The following is a 14,362-nucleotide window of genomic DNA, read 5'->3' as shown; positions in this document are numbered from 1 at the left end:
TAATGAATATTTTCTGTTCGGCAGAAAAATTGGCCATAAAAAACACCCCATAAATGTTAGTTGGTGTCTAACATTTACGGGGCAGTTCAAGTTTGACTACAGTCTGAGCGGTCCATATAGTAATATAGTAATGGCCCGTAATTAAAAATTATAATATGGGTGATACCAGCCTTGCAATGGACTCTTTAAAACGAATCCATTTTGAACGCTTTTCAAAGTCTTCAATTGTAAGCTGCCTGCAGACTTCAACATCCTTATAAAAAATCCTTGTCAGTGTTTCGGCCATTCCTTCATCATAAATGAAGGCATTGACTTCAAAGTTCAATTTAAAACTACGGACATCAATGTTTGCTGTCCCCACCGAGGAGACCTCTTCGTCCACCACGATCATCTTCGCATGAATAAAGCCGTTATCATAGATGTATATCTTAGCTCCCGCTCTTAATAACTGTCCTGCGTTGAAAGTTGTTGCCCAATAAACGAAAAGGTGATCAGGTTTATTCGGAATCATGATTTTTACATCTAACCCTGATAAGCTGGCAATCCTGAGTGCATCCAATAAACTTGCATCCGGTATGAAGTAAGGTGTTTGAATGAGAATCGACTTCTTTGCTGAAGATATTAATTTAATATAGCCATTTTTAATTTGTTCCCATTCAGAATCTGGCCCACTTGTCACTATTTGCAAATCTATATTGCCTTGAGGCTTTAAAACAGGGAAATAATGAGGCTGATAAGTTATATCATGGTGCTTTGATGCCTGGTTCCAATCCAGGATAAAACGGGTTTGAATGGCTTTGACAGCTGAACCCCTTATTCGAAGGTGTGTATCACGCCAGAAACCGAATTTTGGATTAAGCCCTAAATATTCATCACCAACATTAAAGCCTCCAACATACCCTACTTTTCCATCAATGATGACTAGCTTTCGATGGTTACGGAAATTCAGCCGTAAATTTATAAATTTTAATTTGGATGGAAAGAATGCCTCCACTCGCCCTCCTGCCTGCCTAAATTCCCTGAAGAAACTTTTAGTCATCCCTCTGGAACCCAGCTCGTCATAAAGCAGCCGAACTTTGACGCCTTCATTCGCTTTTTTAGTCAAAGCTTCAATGAACCGTTTACCCAAGCCGTCCCTTTGAATGATGTAGTATTGTATGTGTATATGGTTTTCTGCCGCTTCGATATCTTTAAAAAGCTGGTCAAACTTATTTTTTCCATCCGTAAAAATATCGACTTGATTATCTTCAGTAAGCACGGCATCATTGTTCCGGAGATGCATATAAATCAAATCACGGTAATTACTTGAAGAAGCGTTTCGAAAAGGAAAATGATCCGTCGAAAGCTCTTCCATCTGTTTATCAAGAATTTCTTCAATCCCGATTTTCTTCTTGTCCTCCCATTGGAATAAGTGGGCGTGTCTTAAACTCGTTCCAAAAAGGAGATATAAAATAAAACCGACTACAGGGAGAAAATATAACACCAATAACCAAGCCCAGGTGGTGCTCGCTTCCCTTCTTTCAAAAAATATGACAATCGTGGCAAATAAAATATTTAGAATGATGACGAGGCCGAGCAAAACCGATGTAACATGCGTAAATTCCATAGTATTCCCTCACTCAATTTTTATCCCTTTAAGGATACCATGCAAATTCTTTATATCAAAGGATTTGCTTAACAGAAGTGAAAACAGAGAATTCAAAAAAAAAGGACCTCTTCCTGTAGAGGCCCATTTTTAAAAAATCCCACCCTGGAAATTTAGTATTTCTAAGATTGGTCAGATTGTTTTTAATTATTGTCTTAAACATTCAACAATAACAATAAATTATAATTGCTTATCTGCTTTTCACTAATAAATTCACAGCTTCTTTCACTAGCTCTTCGGGATTTTTTTCTCCGGTTTCATTAGCCTCCCGAACGCATTCTACAAGATTAGAACTTACTATTACCCCGATTGTCCTATCGATTGCAGATCTAGTGGCAGATAACTGCGTTACTACTTCTCTGCAATCCTTGTTTTCCTCCATCATTTTCAATATCCCACGAAGCTGTCCTTCTATTCGCTTCACTCTATTTTTAACCTGATTGTCATATTCCATGTGAAACCTCCTACCCTGCCTATTACTTATGAATCCTATCCAGACATCCATCATAAACCAATTCAGTCGAAATGAAGGATTGATAAAAATCTTACAATTTATAATACATACCACTTAGGTATAATTGTCAAGTGCCACTATTCAATAATGATAGCTCCAATATGTAATTTCTATTTTTGTACTAGGAGACTTTGTGCAACAGCCTCAGAAAACTCGATCGTCATTTGGGGAACGTAGGTTTTTAACAAAGCATTGACGATAGGGGCTTTGGCTCCTTTTGCCGTAATCGCCAGGCAGCCAGTCATTTTAGTCTGTCCACCCCCGCACTGTTCTGCTAAAAAATAGCCATGCCCGTCAAATTTTTCATTTAATCCCTTAAGTTTAAATGTTACCTTTTCGGGTTCAATCCATTCCAATATATTCACTTCAAGTTTTATTTTCTTCTTCATTAATCCCAAATCACTTTTAAACTCCCAGATGAGTGTCCACTCATTCATCATCTCATGATTGATATATCCCGGGACAAGAGGTGCCCAACGATCTATAACACTGACAAATCCCCATACCGTTTTTATTGAAACAGGTAAAATGATACTGTGCACACCTTCTGACAAAGCAGTTCCCCCTTAATCATTCTTATTACATCTTTTTAATGTATGGTTGAGTATTATTGAATAGAACGGTAAACTCAGATTCTTAAACAAAATTCTCCCTGTGGTAAGGAAACCATTTAAAGATACTAACAGTAAAGAATCGCCCTTATACAATATAGAGACGATTCTTTTTTGTCTTGTTCCTTATCAATCTGACGCAATTTCAACCGAATACATACTCAATCTTGGATCAGGCTTGATCCAGGCGCTTTCAAACACGAATACCACTTTATAATTTGCGTAATCGGTATAAGTGACATAGTACATCCCTTCTTGCTCCACTTCACTTACAGGTTCACCAATCAATCCCTTCAACATGGATAAATGGATGGTTTGCAATTGCGGATCGAAATCATCAATGGCGGTAATCGTTTTTCTTCCTGTTGAACCGTCATAGAGGAAACGGATATTATGGGACCAATAATTGGCCGCGACGGTACTTAAATCTTCCGGTGCACCCCAGGCTTTTTCCACTTTCTTCAATGAATCACCTACAGAAAATGGGCCACTGTTAATCGTTTGCTGGGATTCATAGGCTAAACCCATGATCTGCCGAATCAAAAGGTCTGGCGTGGATTGTGATGATAATGAACTTGATGAAGCAAAAGCAGCCTGACCACTAAACATGAGAAATGCGAGCATTAGAAATGTAACACTTTTGATAAAACAATTCACTTGTTTCAAAGTCCTCCTCCCTTTCCACCTGGAAGTGACTAAGTACATTATTTTAAATATCAAAAAAAAAACGAAAAAAAATCATGTCATTCCAGTTGGTTTTACCTTTACCATTAATATTCATTGGAACTTTGGACACATACCAAAAAACTTAGCATGAAATATTAGTCTATTAAACTTGACGAAAATGGTACCTCATTTGTACGAGTGGGCACGAAAAATGCTCACACCGTTTTCTTATGAAGATAGTTAATTATTACAAGCTAGCGATGGTGGAGATTTTGAGAACTCATGCTTAAATAGGACCTTTTATTTAAGTATGGGTTTTTTATATGTGTCATCATCAATACTTAACTCAATTAGGTTCAAAAATATCATATTAAGGAGGAATTGGATGCTCAAATTACTTTAGCCAGTTTTACCAGTTGAGAGATTACCTGAAGGAAAGATAGATTCCGAATATAAGAAACTTAGTTTACAAGTTTTCCTCGGAAACTTCATTGGATATGCAGCGTATTATTCAATTCGTAAAAACTTTTCCATCAGGCATTCCGGGCACTTTATTATGCAGTTATATCTCGGATAAAGTTTTTAATGAACGTCGAGGGTTTTCTTTATGCCAGGTGCATTAATCGCAGTCCTTGTTTACTGGTTTAACCCTGCTGGCAACCTAATGATTGATCTAATTGCGATTTGATTGCGGCTAATGATATTAAATATATTCTAAAGGGGATGGATTGTTTATGATTGGGTAACCCCCTCCATGATTAGATCGACGGTATACGATATCTGTATATTCAGATAATAATACCAAGAAGCTGTTGCCGGACGGTTTGGGTAACATTTCATAATGGAATGCATAAAATAAATGACTATGCCTTTATACCAACGGTCCTAAAGGCATAGTCATTACATCAAAATCATATAGATTGTTTTCTACTAATTTACTGGTTATTGACGCTCAAAAAGTGAAGCTCCCGCTATACCGGGTTTTGTCATCTCATAAGGATTTAGAATTAGATCCAATTCTTCTTCTGTCAACACATCATATTGTAAACAAAGTTCGCGAACTGATTTGCCTTTTAATATCGCTTCACGCGCAATACGTGAAACCACTTCGTACCCAAGGTGCGGATTGACTGCTGTAATCACTCCAACACTTTGTTCGACATAATCTTTTAAATGTTGCTCATTAGCTTCAATGCCTTCTAAGCAATAATCTGTAAAGACATTGAAAGCATTGTTCATGATGCTAATTGATTGCAATAAATTGAATACAAGGACTGGCTCCATTACGTTCAACTCTAGTTGTCCTGCTTCTGATGCTAAGCAAATCGTATTATCGTTCCCGATAACTTGGAAAGCGACTTGATTAATTAATTCTGGCATTACTGGATTTACTTTTCCTGGCATGATGGATGAACCTGGTTGACGTGCTGGAAGAGTGATTTCTGCTAATCCCGCTCTCGGTCCTGAAGCCATCAAACGTAAATCATTAGCAATTTTAGACATATTCATCATACATACTTTCAATGACGCTGACACTTCAGTATATGCATCCGTATTTTGGGTTGCATCCACTAAATGTTCTGCACCTACAAGCGGCAAGTTACTGATTTCAGCTAAATATTTAACAACATTTTCAATGTAACGGGGATCTGCGTTCAATCCCGTTCCCACTGCTGTTGCCCCCATATTCACTTCATATAAATGTTGGCGTGATTGACTGATTCGTTTTATATCCCGATCCAACACGCGACTGTATGCCTCAAATTCTTGACCGAGTCGAATTGGCACTGCGTCTTGAAGATGTGTGCGTCCCATTTTAATAACATGATCAAATTGTTTTGCTTTATTTTTTAAAACCGTACTCATCTTGGTCATTGTTTGTAACAATTGCTCTAAGAGTCTTAGTGTTGATAAATGAATGGCAGTTGGGAATACGTCATTGGTTGATTGCGACATGTTAACATGGCTATTTGGACTTACTTGTACATAATCCCCTTTATTGTGTCCCATGAATTCTAACGCACGGTTGGCAACGATTTCATTAATGTTCATATTCATCGATGTACCTGCGCCGCCTTGAATTGGGTCAACGATGAAATATTCATGCCACTTTCCATCGATCACTTCATCAGAAGCTTTGACGATAGCGCTTCCAATACCATCATATAACCGTTTGGTATCCATATTTGCTAATGCGGCTGCTTTTTTAATCATAGCTAGTGCACGAATCATTTCTTCATTGACTTTGTAACCGGTAATCGGAAAATTCTCTACAGCGCGTAAAGTTTGTATTCCATAATATACATCAGCTGGAATTTCCTTTTCCCCAAGAAAGTCTTTCTCGATGCGGTATGTTCTCTCTTCTGTCAACATTTCCTCTTACCCCTTTGTCTGTTCTATAATGTAATGTCCTCTGCAATCGGTGTTTCCATCATTTCCTTCACTTTTTTGGGATCCTTTGTCTTGGCTAAGATCCACATCAACTTAGGAACGATGGCTTCTGTATTCATATTTCTGGAACGAATGATGACATTCTTATTCACTTTTCGTCCCACTTCGTAAATATCCATATCTTCCCCTTCTTCTAAACATTGGGTAGTAATGACTACGGATATTCCACACTGTACTAGCTCATTCAATTTTTCTAAAATATTTCTTCTTTGAAATGGAATACCACCGCTTCCATAACTTTCAATTACGATACCCCGACATTGATTTTTCAGAGAATCAAAGAATTCAGGTTTAATACCGGGATGCAGCTTTACTAAAGCAACATCTGTACATAGGGAAGCATCTAACTTAGCTTCCTTTTTCTTTGGTGAATGAACTGGCTTTAGATACTCAATTTTATCTTTGAATATGGTAGCGATATATGGATAGTTAATACTTTCAAACGAATCATAGCTTTTAGTTCTCAATTTAATGGCCCTAGTACCCTGGATGACTCTACCATCAAATACAACATATACTCCTCCAATATCTTCACAAGCAAACCTAATCGCATCAGAGATATTTCTTTTGGCATCTGTCTTTTTAAAGGCAATTGGGATTTGAGAACCTGTAATGATAATTGGTTTCCTTAAATCTTGTAACATATATGAGAGCGCAGCTGAAGTGTAAGCCATTGTATCTGTTCCATGGGTAATCACAAAGCCATCGTAATCATGGTAGTGCTCATGAATGGATTGTGCCATTTCTGTCCAATCTTCCGGCTGCATATTTGTACTATCAATATTCATCAAAGGCTTACTATCAATCTGATAAAGTAAATCCAATCCCGGCAGGTGTCCTAAAAATTCGTCAGCTTTCATATCTGGAACCAGTCCATTTTTCCCTTCTAACGATGCAATTGTACCACCTGTAGTAATTAACATCAACTTCTTCATTTTTGACTTCAACTTCCCCAATAAACTACCCCCTATAAAGCCTCCCGTTTTACAATCATTCATCATCTTTGAAATGGATGTTTTTGCTGGATATATACATGTTGCGCGTACACCACATGTTATTATAGTCATGTTCCTGAGTGAAATCAAGCTAAAAACATTCATTACGCGTACGCTTATTCCAATTTGATGTTATAATCGATTTATATAAAAGGAGAGTAATAAGAATGATCGTAAATAGATTAACTACATTAAGGAAGGCCAAAAGGTGGTCTTTGCAATATACCGCTGACAGACTCGGAATAGCCAAGAGTACCTATGCAGGTTACGAATCGGGCCATCGCCGTCCTTCATTGGAAACGGTAAATTTATTAGCAGGCTTATATGATACATCCACTGATTACATTCTAGGTCGAGTGGATTATCCATCTAAAGATATTACCACAGAGTCACCTCGAGCCATGGAATTGACGGATTCACCAAATATGAAGCTTGCTGTCGATGGAATCTCTCTTTCTGAAGAGGAAACGATTCAATTCATCGCTTTTATTAGAGCTAAACGAGAAGTTGAAATCATTCTCCATAAACAAAAAGAAACATAGCAGACATTGAGCTTAAGAAGTTATGGGGAATGAACCGCACTTCATCACCAGGTACTTATAATATTCACGATGTGACTGGCATGACTGTAAAATTCCATGGCTTTAAACAGTTAGGATATGACGGTTATGATTAATGGCTGAGTTCTCCCTTTTGACGCTACATGTAATTTATCCTGGATGACAGCTTTAACTTACTGACAGGTCTTTGCAGCTGTTTGAATTCTAATAGTGCCCGAGTTTAGAAAATTTAGTTTTATTAATTATAATAGAAGAAAGTCGGCTAATTAAATGCATCCACCATCATTATTCTGTCATCTTCTTTAACTTACTTCAAGGGAAGATGAGTATTCCGCTGTTTCTCGCAACCATCTATGCTTATTTAAGTAATCTCCGACTTTCCCTCTTGATTTATTTGCAATCAAAGAAAAACCACAGCAAAGCTTATGGTTTTCCCCGTATATAAATGGAAATTGCAGTCTCATTTTTAAACCTGAAAGCGAAATTTAAAAATTGCTCAATATCTTGGTATGTTTAAAACTTTCTCATTCGATACACTGTTTCTCAAAAATCAAGGCATCTCGTCATCTTTTTCCCGATTTTTAAAGGCTTCATGTGTGACAATATCCTCGATTTGTTCATATTGCCGGCTATGTTCCTTCTCTTCGCTAATTCTATTATCGGGTAGATTTCCTGGATGTCCTTTTTCTTTGTGATTAAAACTTTTACCACGACTCATACTCATTCTCTCCTTTCTAATTGTTTGTTTAGTTTTCCCAAGCTATCATAAAATATGATTTAATTTCTCTTTTTCCTTTTTTGCAGCAGGTTTGGATACACCTGCAACGCCGGGCGGCATAATTATGAAAGGCTGTTTTCGCATACTTTGTTGCTATTTACCAAGTAAAGCGGTGTGGTTGATTTCCCCTCCAGATGCTCGCTTTCCGCGAGGCGGGCGGTGAGCCTCCTCGGCGTTAAATCGTTTGATTTTAAAAATAACAATCTTTACGAAAAGAGCCTTATGAAATGGTTGCTCAATTTCGAACAGCCGCTTACCGCATTAAAATTGCAGATGAAGCTAACTGGGATAATTTGATCTAAAAAAATGGCACCATCTTAAAAAGATGACGCCATTTTTTCTTTCTTATCACTTAAGGACGTTCTATTTCAAATAATTCCCCTAGTTTTGTATAAGTATGACCCGCTAATCTTGCTACAGGTTTTAGCCCATTCTGATCAATTCGACCGTTATGGTAAATATCTTGCTCTATATGATAACAGACTATTTTCCCTATCAATAAATCACAACCTGGTTTATCCTTGGAACCCGCCATTGGTATCGCATGCTCTAATGTACATTCAAAGCGTACCTTCGCTTCTTTCAATCCTGGTACGGATACCTTATCACTAACAGCTGTCGTGAAATGGGTCAGACCCAATTCACTTTCGTCAGACGGGAGTTCCTTCGCCGTTCGATTTGCATCAGCCACATTATTTTCATCAGTGATATGAACAACGAATTCACCTGTTTGAATTGCATTTCGGGCAGTGTCCTTTGAAACCCCTTCTTTACGCTGGACAGAAACGGAAATCATCGGAGGATTTGAACTGACTATGTTAAAAAAGCTGAACGGCGCTATATTGACTGTGCCTGTTTCGGATTTTGTCGTAACCAAGGCTATAGGTCTCGGTATGATGCTTCCAGTCAAAAACTTATAATTATCCCGTTCAGTCAGACTTTCAGGATTAACAGAAATCATCTTTCTTCATTCCCTCCCATTCTTATAAAAAGTTCTTTTGAAACCATGAAGCCGCTGCCTCAACCTCTGACCGTGTTAACTGATGACCGTAATTTTCCCACTGAACATCCACTATAGCACCCGCTTGCAGCAAAAGTTTATTAAGTTCATCAGTTTCTGCTGACGGGCAAATCGGATCGTTTTTACCTGCAGCAATAAAAACAGGTATATCCGAAAGGGATGGCAATGCAATCCCTCGTCTAGGCACCATTGGATGATGAAGACTCGCTCCTAGTAATGCCCCTTCGAAATGGAACAGCAAACTTGCCGCTATATTTGCACCATTGGAATAACCTAATGCTACCACTCTTTCACGGTCGAAGTCATACTTTTTGGACGCTGATTCCAAGAAGTCATAAAGCTCCTTCGTACGAAAGATCAAATCTTCTTCATCAAAAACCCCTTCGGATAATCGGCGAAAAAAACGAGGCATTCCGTTTTCAAGCACATTTCCCCTTACGCTCAATACGGATGATCCTGGTGAAACCAATTCCGCTAATGGCAAGAGATCTGTTTCCGTTCCTCCAGTGCCATGTAGAAGCAAAAGCAATGGCGCTTCTGGATTACTTCCTTTTTGAAAAATATGCTTCATCATTTATCCTCCTCAAGTACTCTCGGCACTGCCGGCAGTAACGTTTTCTCCATGATCGCCCTTTTTTCTTCCAGCCATGGCGGCAGCATTAAATTACTGCCCATCGTTTCCTTCGTTTCATCATGAGCGAAGCCAGGTGGATCTGTGGCAACTTCAAAAAGTATGCCTCCATCTTCCCTGAAATAAATGGCATCGAAGTATTGACGGTCTGTAAAGGGTGTCACACCATAGCCATGGTTGGCGATATGCTCCCTCCATTCTTTATGATCTTCATTATCGATTGCACGCCATGCAACATGATGGACAGTTCCCACTCCGATTTTCCCATTTGGCAAAACCGTTTTTTTAACATCTATCAAATTTCCGATGTCCGATGTGGATTTAAAGCGGATGTAATCGCCCTCCTCCCCAATTTTTTGCAGGCCCATCACTTTCTCTAATAGTTCCATCGTTTTGATCGGTTTTGACGTCAATAATACGGCACCACCGAATCCCTTGACCGCCTTGGCAGCTGGTACACCGCCGAATGACCACTCGTTATTTTTCCCTTCTTTACGCTCAACCAGTTCAAGTTGCAAACCGTGTGGGTCTTGGAATTCCAGATATTCCTCGCCGAAACGAGAAACCTTTTTAAAGTCTATGTTAAATTTACCTAAACGCATTTCCCAGAAACCCATTGATCCTTCCGGAACAGCATATGTTGTAATCCCCACTTGTCCTGAGCCAATTCTCCCCTTGTATGCCCCAGGCCAAGGAAAGAAAGTGATGATAGTTCCCGGAGAACCTGATTCATCACCGAAATACAAATGATAGGTTCCTGGGTCATCAAAATTAACGGTTTTCTTCACCATACGCAGTCCCAATACTCCAGCATAAAAATCCACGTTCTCTTGAGGATTGCCTACAATTGCGGTTATATGATGTATTCCTGCATTTTGCTTTTGCATGCCCAATACTTCCTTTCCCATTGATTAATTTGTTGGTTTTGTATTCAGTGGTTTTAAATTCGCTTCAATATCCTTTCTTTTCGATTCTAAAAAAGGTGGCAGGGCAAGGTTTTCTCCTAAGTGCTCCTCTGCTTCATCCACTGCAAAACCTGGTCCATCAGTAGCCAATTCAAATAAGATGCCATTCGGCTCCCTAAAATAGAGTGAATGAAAATAAAAGCGGTCCACATAACCCGAGTTCACGAATTTTGATTCACTAATTTTCTCTATCCATTTCCTCAGTTCCCCTTCATTTTCCACCCGGAAAGCAATATGGTGTACTCCACCCCTCCCCAACCTTTCCCGTGGTATGTCATTCCTTTCTTCTATATGGAGTTCGGAGCCTGTTCCTCCCTCACCTGTTTCGTAAACGACTATCGGATTTTGCCCCCTGATTGAGGATGGGTATGTGCCTGACTTCCTGAAACCCAATACGTCGGTAAGAACGCGTTCTGTTTGTACAATATCAGGTACAGTAAGTTTTACTGGCCCTAATCCAAGAATGGAAAACTCTTGCGGCACCGGGCTTCCATCCCACGGTAATCCTCCTTGAACGCCTTTATTATCCTGATCGGAAACCAAAAGAAGCCTCTGCCCTTCAGGGTCTTTAAATGAAAGCACCTTCCTTTCAAAACGGCTCGATATTTCATCCTGCTCAACATTAAATTCAACAAACCGTTTTTTCCAATATCCTAGTGCTTCATCATTTCTTACCCTTAAGGAAATTTCTGAAATACTATTATTCCCCTCATGAGTGCGGGCTGCATTGGGAATTTCAAAAAACGTCAATTCCGTACCCGGTGAACCAATTTGATCTCCATAAAATAAGTGATATACACGTACATCATCTTGATTCACCGTTTTTTTAATTAATCGCAACCCTAAGACTTTTGTGTAGAATTCAAAGTTATTTCCCGCTTTAGCTGTAATCGCCGAAACGTGATGTAATCCTTTTAATTCCATCCAAACCACTCCTATCTTTATAAATCTCCCCTTACGGAAATGAATTAATCCTAAAATAATATCTCGAATTCAAGGTATTTAACCTTCAAAATACTTTTAATACAAATATCTTGATTTAAAGATAAACGACATAGATAAATTTGTCAACCATTTTCATACAAATAATTTTACCCGTTTTCACTTATCATAAAATATGTAAATCAGGTCAAAATAAATCGGTAGTATAAAGAATGGAGGTGTGATATATGGTTAAAGATTTTTTTAGCGCAATTGAAGATAGACGCTCTTATTATTCCCTTAGCAAGGAACGTGTTGTTCCTAATAAAAGGATTAAAGAAGTTATCGATCATGCCGTTCAATATTCCCCTTCCGCTTTCAACTCCCAAAGTGCAAGAGTGATTGTATTAACTGGTCAAAACCACGAACAATTATGGGATATCACAAAAAAAGCATTAAGAAAAGCAGTCGGTGCCAAAGATTTTGAAAAAACTGAAGAAAAAATGAATTCATTTATAAATGGTTATGGTACGGTTTTATTCTTTGAAGATCAGGCCATTATAGATAGGCTTCAAGAACAATTCAAAACGTATGCCGATAACTTTCCGATTTGGTCGGACCAATCATCTGCCATTTTACAATTTGTCGTATGGACTTCCTTGGAAATTGAGGGGTTTGGTGCAAGTCTTCAGCATTATAATCCTTTAATCGATGACGAAGTGAGAAAGACATGGGATATATCACGTGATTGGAAACTCATCGCACAGATGCCCTTTGGAAAACCAACTGCAGAGCCAGATGATAAAGACTTTTCACCACTTGAAGAACGTGTGAAATATTATCATTGAAACAATAGGGGCTGTCTCTGCATAACGAGCCAGCCCTTTCATTTATTTCACTTTAGTAATCCGGAAATGCAGCAAGAAATTTTGAAAATACCAATGTCGCAAAGCCTATATATTCTGCAACCGGCATGATTTTGATATCCTCAATGGCGTTCAACATGTACATTTCGCATCCCCCCTAGTAAACTATTGAATTGGTGAAGAACGCCCTAGTAGCCATTCCTTCAAATAATATGGGAGTACACCGGAATATTGTTTAGCAGCATGTCCACTTTTCAGTAGGCTATATGTCTTATCCTTACATTTCAAATGCTTCATTACCGGATAAATCATTTCCTGTGGGACCAATCGATCATTCTTATTCGCTATTACTAAAACACTAGCATCAATTTTCGATAGCTTCGCTTTTTTTCCCCTTACCTCAAAACTCCCATTAACCAAGCTGTTATTTATCAAAAGGTCTTGGGTTATTTGTTTTGCGGCTGCTCCGGATAATGGTACATGCCCATTAGCCCAAGCATTGAAGCGGCGCCAATTTTGAACGTATTCATCATCATCCGCTTGATTCAATAAAGATAGATAGGGTGATATATAGATAGGGGATGTCATTAATCGGATTCCATATTTAACTGCACTGGCTGGGAGCGTTTGATAAATATCAATCGTATCGTTAAAATCCGCGGTACCTTCCTTTAACGCTACCTGCCATTGATCAAAAAATTCTGAGGCACTGAAATCTACAGGTGTAACGGAAAGGATCAAATTCTTGATTGGCTCGTCTGAAATGGCAGCATATAATGCGGCTATTGTACCGCCGAGGCAAAACCCCATAACTGTAATTTCTGATGCTCCAGAATGGCGTAATGCACGCTGTACTCCTTTTTGAATATAATCGGCGATATAATCTTCGATCGATATTTCACCATCTTCAAAGCCCGGACTTCCAAAATCAAGCAAATACACATCAAAACCTTCATTTACAAAAGATTCTATTAAACTATTGCCGGGGGACAAATCAAGAATCAAAGGAGTATTGATTAGTGAATATATAAGAAAAACCGGCACCTCATATTTTTTCTGTGCTGATGGATAATACCAGAGCGTTGATTTGTTTTTTTTCCACACTGCAATTTTCGGCGTCAGTCCCATTTCAGGCATTGGCTGATTGGGAATATCCATAAAACGTTTCCATTTAGGTATGGATTCGGATTGATTTTTCGGCACTTTCCGCTTAGACATTTGAATTTCCCTGTCCATGTAAATCGAACCCAGGTAACTGTGAGCTTAACAATAAGGAGTTATTTATAATATCCACCAATCTTTTTTTACGCCCTTCCATTTCATTGGATTCCCAACTTGACTTCTTTTTCTTACTGAGCGATGAAGAAGAAGTGCGTTTATTACTAACTGAAGATTTACCTCTGACATTCCCGCCCCTATCCTCTACAAGTCTTGAGACCAGCTCTTCTAAACTATCAATCTTTTCTTCGAGCTGGATGACTAATTTCGCTAAACTCGCTACATCTTTTTTTGTTGGATAATTCATGATGATGGACATTCTTTCTGAGGCTTCCTGCATTCTATTTATTCTTGGAATCTGCAATCGGGCATTGTCGCTTACTGCTTCTATCAACTCACGGTTATTTAGCAAATTCTGAATTTTATCATTAAGCTGTTGCTCTTTTTGTGTGCCTAGTAATTTAAGCCCTTTATAAAAATCTGATTTTCCTGTCATATATTTCTTCCTTCCTCTCTCCGT

Annotated in this window: 15 protein-coding genes and 2 pseudogenes; 4 read left to right on the top strand and 13 right to left on the bottom strand. The window is 38.6% G+C overall.

Annotation, left to right across the window (positions count from 1 at the left end; translation table 11 throughout):
• Positions 1 to 148: 148 nt before the first annotated feature.
• The 4 genes from cls to ACFRAK_RS21940 form a co-directional block, all read right to left on the bottom strand.
• Positions 149 to 1,606: a cardiolipin synthase gene (gene cls / locus ACFRAK_RS21955; RefSeq protein WP_394572508.1), complete on the bottom strand. Its 1,458-nt coding sequence runs from the start codon at positions 1,604 to 1,606 to the stop codon at positions 149 to 151.
• Positions 1,607 to 1,835: 229 nt separating this feature from the next.
• On the bottom strand, positions 1,836 to 2,099 hold the full coding sequence (locus ACFRAK_RS21950; RefSeq protein WP_260286471.1) for a metal-sensitive transcriptional regulator: 264 nt from the start codon (positions 2,097 to 2,099) through the stop codon (positions 1,836 to 1,838).
• A gap of 170 nt (positions 2,100 to 2,269) precedes the next feature.
• Positions 2,270 to 2,713 (bottom strand): SRPBCC family protein, encoded by a 444-nt coding sequence (locus ACFRAK_RS21945; protein ID WP_387599170.1) that lies wholly within the window; start codon positions 2,711 to 2,713, stop codon positions 2,270 to 2,272.
• A 186-nt stretch (positions 2,714 to 2,899) separates the two neighbouring features.
• The gene (locus tag ACFRAK_RS21940) at positions 2,900 to 3,427 is read right to left on the bottom strand and encodes a DUF4309 domain-containing protein (RefSeq protein ID WP_394572511.1); all 528 of its coding nucleotides are present in this window, start codon (positions 3,425 to 3,427) and stop codon (positions 2,900 to 2,902) included.
• A 448-nt stretch (positions 3,428 to 3,875) separates the two neighbouring features.
• Between ACFRAK_RS21940 and ACFRAK_RS21935 the strand changes: the two are divergent.
• Both ACFRAK_RS21935 and ACFRAK_RS21930 read left to right on the top strand, forming a co-directional pair.
• Positions 3,876 to 3,971 (top strand): annotated as a pseudogene (locus ACFRAK_RS21935) (hypothetical protein); the annotation flags it as partial.
• Positions 3,970 to 4,121, top strand: a pseudogene (locus ACFRAK_RS21930) (glycerol-3-phosphate transporter); the annotation flags it as partial. The pseudogenes ACFRAK_RS21935 and ACFRAK_RS21930, both read left to right, overlap by 2 nt.
• Positions 4,122 to 4,378: 257 nt before the next feature.
• Here the strand turns inward: ACFRAK_RS21930 and aspA are convergent.
• The gene (aspA, locus tag ACFRAK_RS21925; protein WP_260286469.1) at positions 4,379 to 5,809 is read right to left on the bottom strand and encodes an aspartate ammonia-lyase; all 1,431 of its coding nucleotides are present in this window, start codon (positions 5,807 to 5,809) and stop codon (positions 4,379 to 4,381) included.
• A 23-nt stretch (positions 5,810 to 5,832) separates the two neighbouring features.
• Positions 5,833 to 6,822, bottom strand: a complete 990-nt coding sequence (locus ACFRAK_RS21920; RefSeq protein ID WP_387599359.1) for an asparaginase — start codon at positions 6,820 to 6,822, stop codon at positions 5,833 to 5,835.
• Between the two features lie 227 nt (positions 6,823 to 7,049).
• Between ACFRAK_RS21920 and ACFRAK_RS21915 the strand changes: the two genes are divergently transcribed.
• Positions 7,050 to 7,424, top strand: a complete 375-nt coding sequence (locus tag ACFRAK_RS21915) for a helix-turn-helix domain-containing protein (RefSeq protein ID WP_394572507.1) — start codon at positions 7,050 to 7,052, stop codon at positions 7,422 to 7,424.
• 568 nt (positions 7,425 to 7,992) lie between these two features.
• Here ACFRAK_RS21915 and ACFRAK_RS21910 read toward each other — a convergent pair.
• From ACFRAK_RS21910 to ACFRAK_RS21890, 5 genes are all read right to left on the bottom strand, one after another.
• Positions 7,993 to 8,160, bottom strand: coding sequence for a hypothetical protein (locus ACFRAK_RS21910; protein WP_192205058.1), 168 nt, complete (start codon positions 8,158 to 8,160; stop codon positions 7,993 to 7,995).
• Positions 8,161 to 8,572: 412 nt separating this feature from the next.
• Entirely contained in the window at positions 8,573 to 9,181 is a 609-nt protein-coding gene (locus tag ACFRAK_RS21905; RefSeq protein WP_394572506.1) for a flavin reductase family protein, read from the bottom strand.
• A 22-nt stretch (positions 9,182 to 9,203) separates the two neighbouring features.
• Positions 9,204 to 9,812, bottom strand: coding sequence for an alpha/beta hydrolase (locus ACFRAK_RS21900; RefSeq protein ID WP_387599362.1), 609 nt, complete (start codon positions 9,810 to 9,812; stop codon positions 9,204 to 9,206).
• On the bottom strand, positions 9,812 to 10,759 hold the full coding sequence (locus ACFRAK_RS21895; RefSeq protein WP_387707760.1) for a ring-cleaving dioxygenase: 948 nt from the start codon (positions 10,757 to 10,759) through the stop codon (positions 9,812 to 9,814). The genes ACFRAK_RS21900 and ACFRAK_RS21895 overlap by 1 nt, the downstream gene beginning before the upstream one ends.
• Before the next feature lie 24 nt (positions 10,760 to 10,783).
• Complete coding sequence (locus ACFRAK_RS21890; RefSeq protein WP_387599179.1) at positions 10,784 to 11,761, bottom strand: ring-cleaving dioxygenase; 978 nt, start codon at positions 11,759 to 11,761, stop codon at positions 10,784 to 10,786.
• Between the two features lie 245 nt (positions 11,762 to 12,006).
• Between ACFRAK_RS21890 and ACFRAK_RS21885 the strand changes: the two genes are divergently transcribed.
• A complete protein-coding gene (locus ACFRAK_RS21885) occupies positions 12,007 to 12,606 on the top strand; it encodes a nitroreductase family protein (protein WP_387599182.1) in 600 nt (199 codons plus the stop codon).
• Between the two features lie 183 nt (positions 12,607 to 12,789).
• On the opposite strand, the gene ACFRAK_RS21880 is transcribed toward ACFRAK_RS21885, so the two are convergent.
• The gene (locus ACFRAK_RS21880; RefSeq protein WP_387599185.1) at positions 12,790 to 13,842 is read right to left on the bottom strand and encodes an alpha/beta fold hydrolase; all 1,053 of its coding nucleotides are present in this window, start codon (positions 13,840 to 13,842) and stop codon (positions 12,790 to 12,792) included.
• Complete coding sequence (locus ACFRAK_RS21875) at positions 13,835 to 14,338, bottom strand: hypothetical protein (protein ID WP_387599188.1); 504 nt, start codon at positions 14,336 to 14,338, stop codon at positions 13,835 to 13,837. Before ACFRAK_RS21875 ends, ACFRAK_RS21880 begins: the two co-directional genes overlap by 8 nt.
• Positions 14,339 to 14,362: the final 24 nt, after the last annotated feature.

It is taken from the genome of Peribacillus sp. NPDC056705, from assembly GCF_043656335.1.
The sequence above is the reverse complement of the archived record's forward strand: the minus strand, read 5'-3'. Positions and strand labels throughout refer to the sequence as shown.

Excerpts from the sequence above, each read along its gene's own strand:
- ACFRAK_RS21915 (WP_394572507.1), top strand. The coding sequence starts at position 7,050 with ATGATCGTAAATAGATTAACTACATTAAGGAAGGCCAAAAGGTGGTCT.
- ACFRAK_RS21950 (WP_260286471.1), bottom strand. The coding sequence starts at position 2,099 with ATGGAATATGACAATCAGGTTAAAAATAGAGTGAAGCGAATAGAAGGA.
- ACFRAK_RS21920 (WP_387599359.1), bottom strand. The coding sequence starts at position 6,822 with ATGAAGAAGTTGATGTTAATTACTACAGGTGGTACAATTGCATCGTTA.
- ACFRAK_RS21910 (WP_192205058.1), bottom strand. The coding sequence starts at position 8,160 with ATGAGTCGTGGTAAAAGTTTTAATCACAAAGAAAAAGGACATCCAGGA.
- aspA (WP_260286469.1), bottom strand. The coding sequence starts at position 5,809 with ATGTTGACAGAAGAGAGAACATACCGCATCGAGAAAGACTTTCTTGGG.
- ACFRAK_RS21885 (WP_387599182.1), top strand. The coding sequence starts at position 12,007 with ATGGTTAAAGATTTTTTTAGCGCAATTGAAGATAGACGCTCTTATTAT.
- ACFRAK_RS21900 (WP_387599362.1), bottom strand. The coding sequence starts at position 9,812 with ATGAAGCATATTTTTCAAAAAGGAAGTAATCCAGAAGCGCCATTGCTT.
- ACFRAK_RS21895 (WP_387707760.1), bottom strand. The coding sequence starts at position 10,759 with ATGCAAAAGCAAAATGCAGGAATACATCATATAACCGCAATTGTAGGC.
- ACFRAK_RS21875 (WP_387599188.1), bottom strand. The coding sequence starts at position 14,338 with ATGACAGGAAAATCAGATTTTTATAAAGGGCTTAAATTACTAGGCACA.
- ACFRAK_RS21880 (WP_387599185.1), bottom strand. The coding sequence starts at position 13,842 with ATGTCTAAGCGGAAAGTGCCGAAAAATCAATCCGAATCCATACCTAAA.
- ACFRAK_RS21905 (WP_394572506.1), bottom strand. The coding sequence starts at position 9,181 with ATGATTTCTGTTAATCCTGAAAGTCTGACTGAACGGGATAATTATAAG.
- ACFRAK_RS21890 (WP_387599179.1), bottom strand. The coding sequence starts at position 11,761 with ATGGAATTAAAAGGATTACATCACGTTTCGGCGATTACAGCTAAAGCG.
- cls (WP_394572508.1), bottom strand. The coding sequence starts at position 1,606 with ATGGAATTTACGCATGTTACATCGGTTTTGCTCGGCCTCGTCATCATT.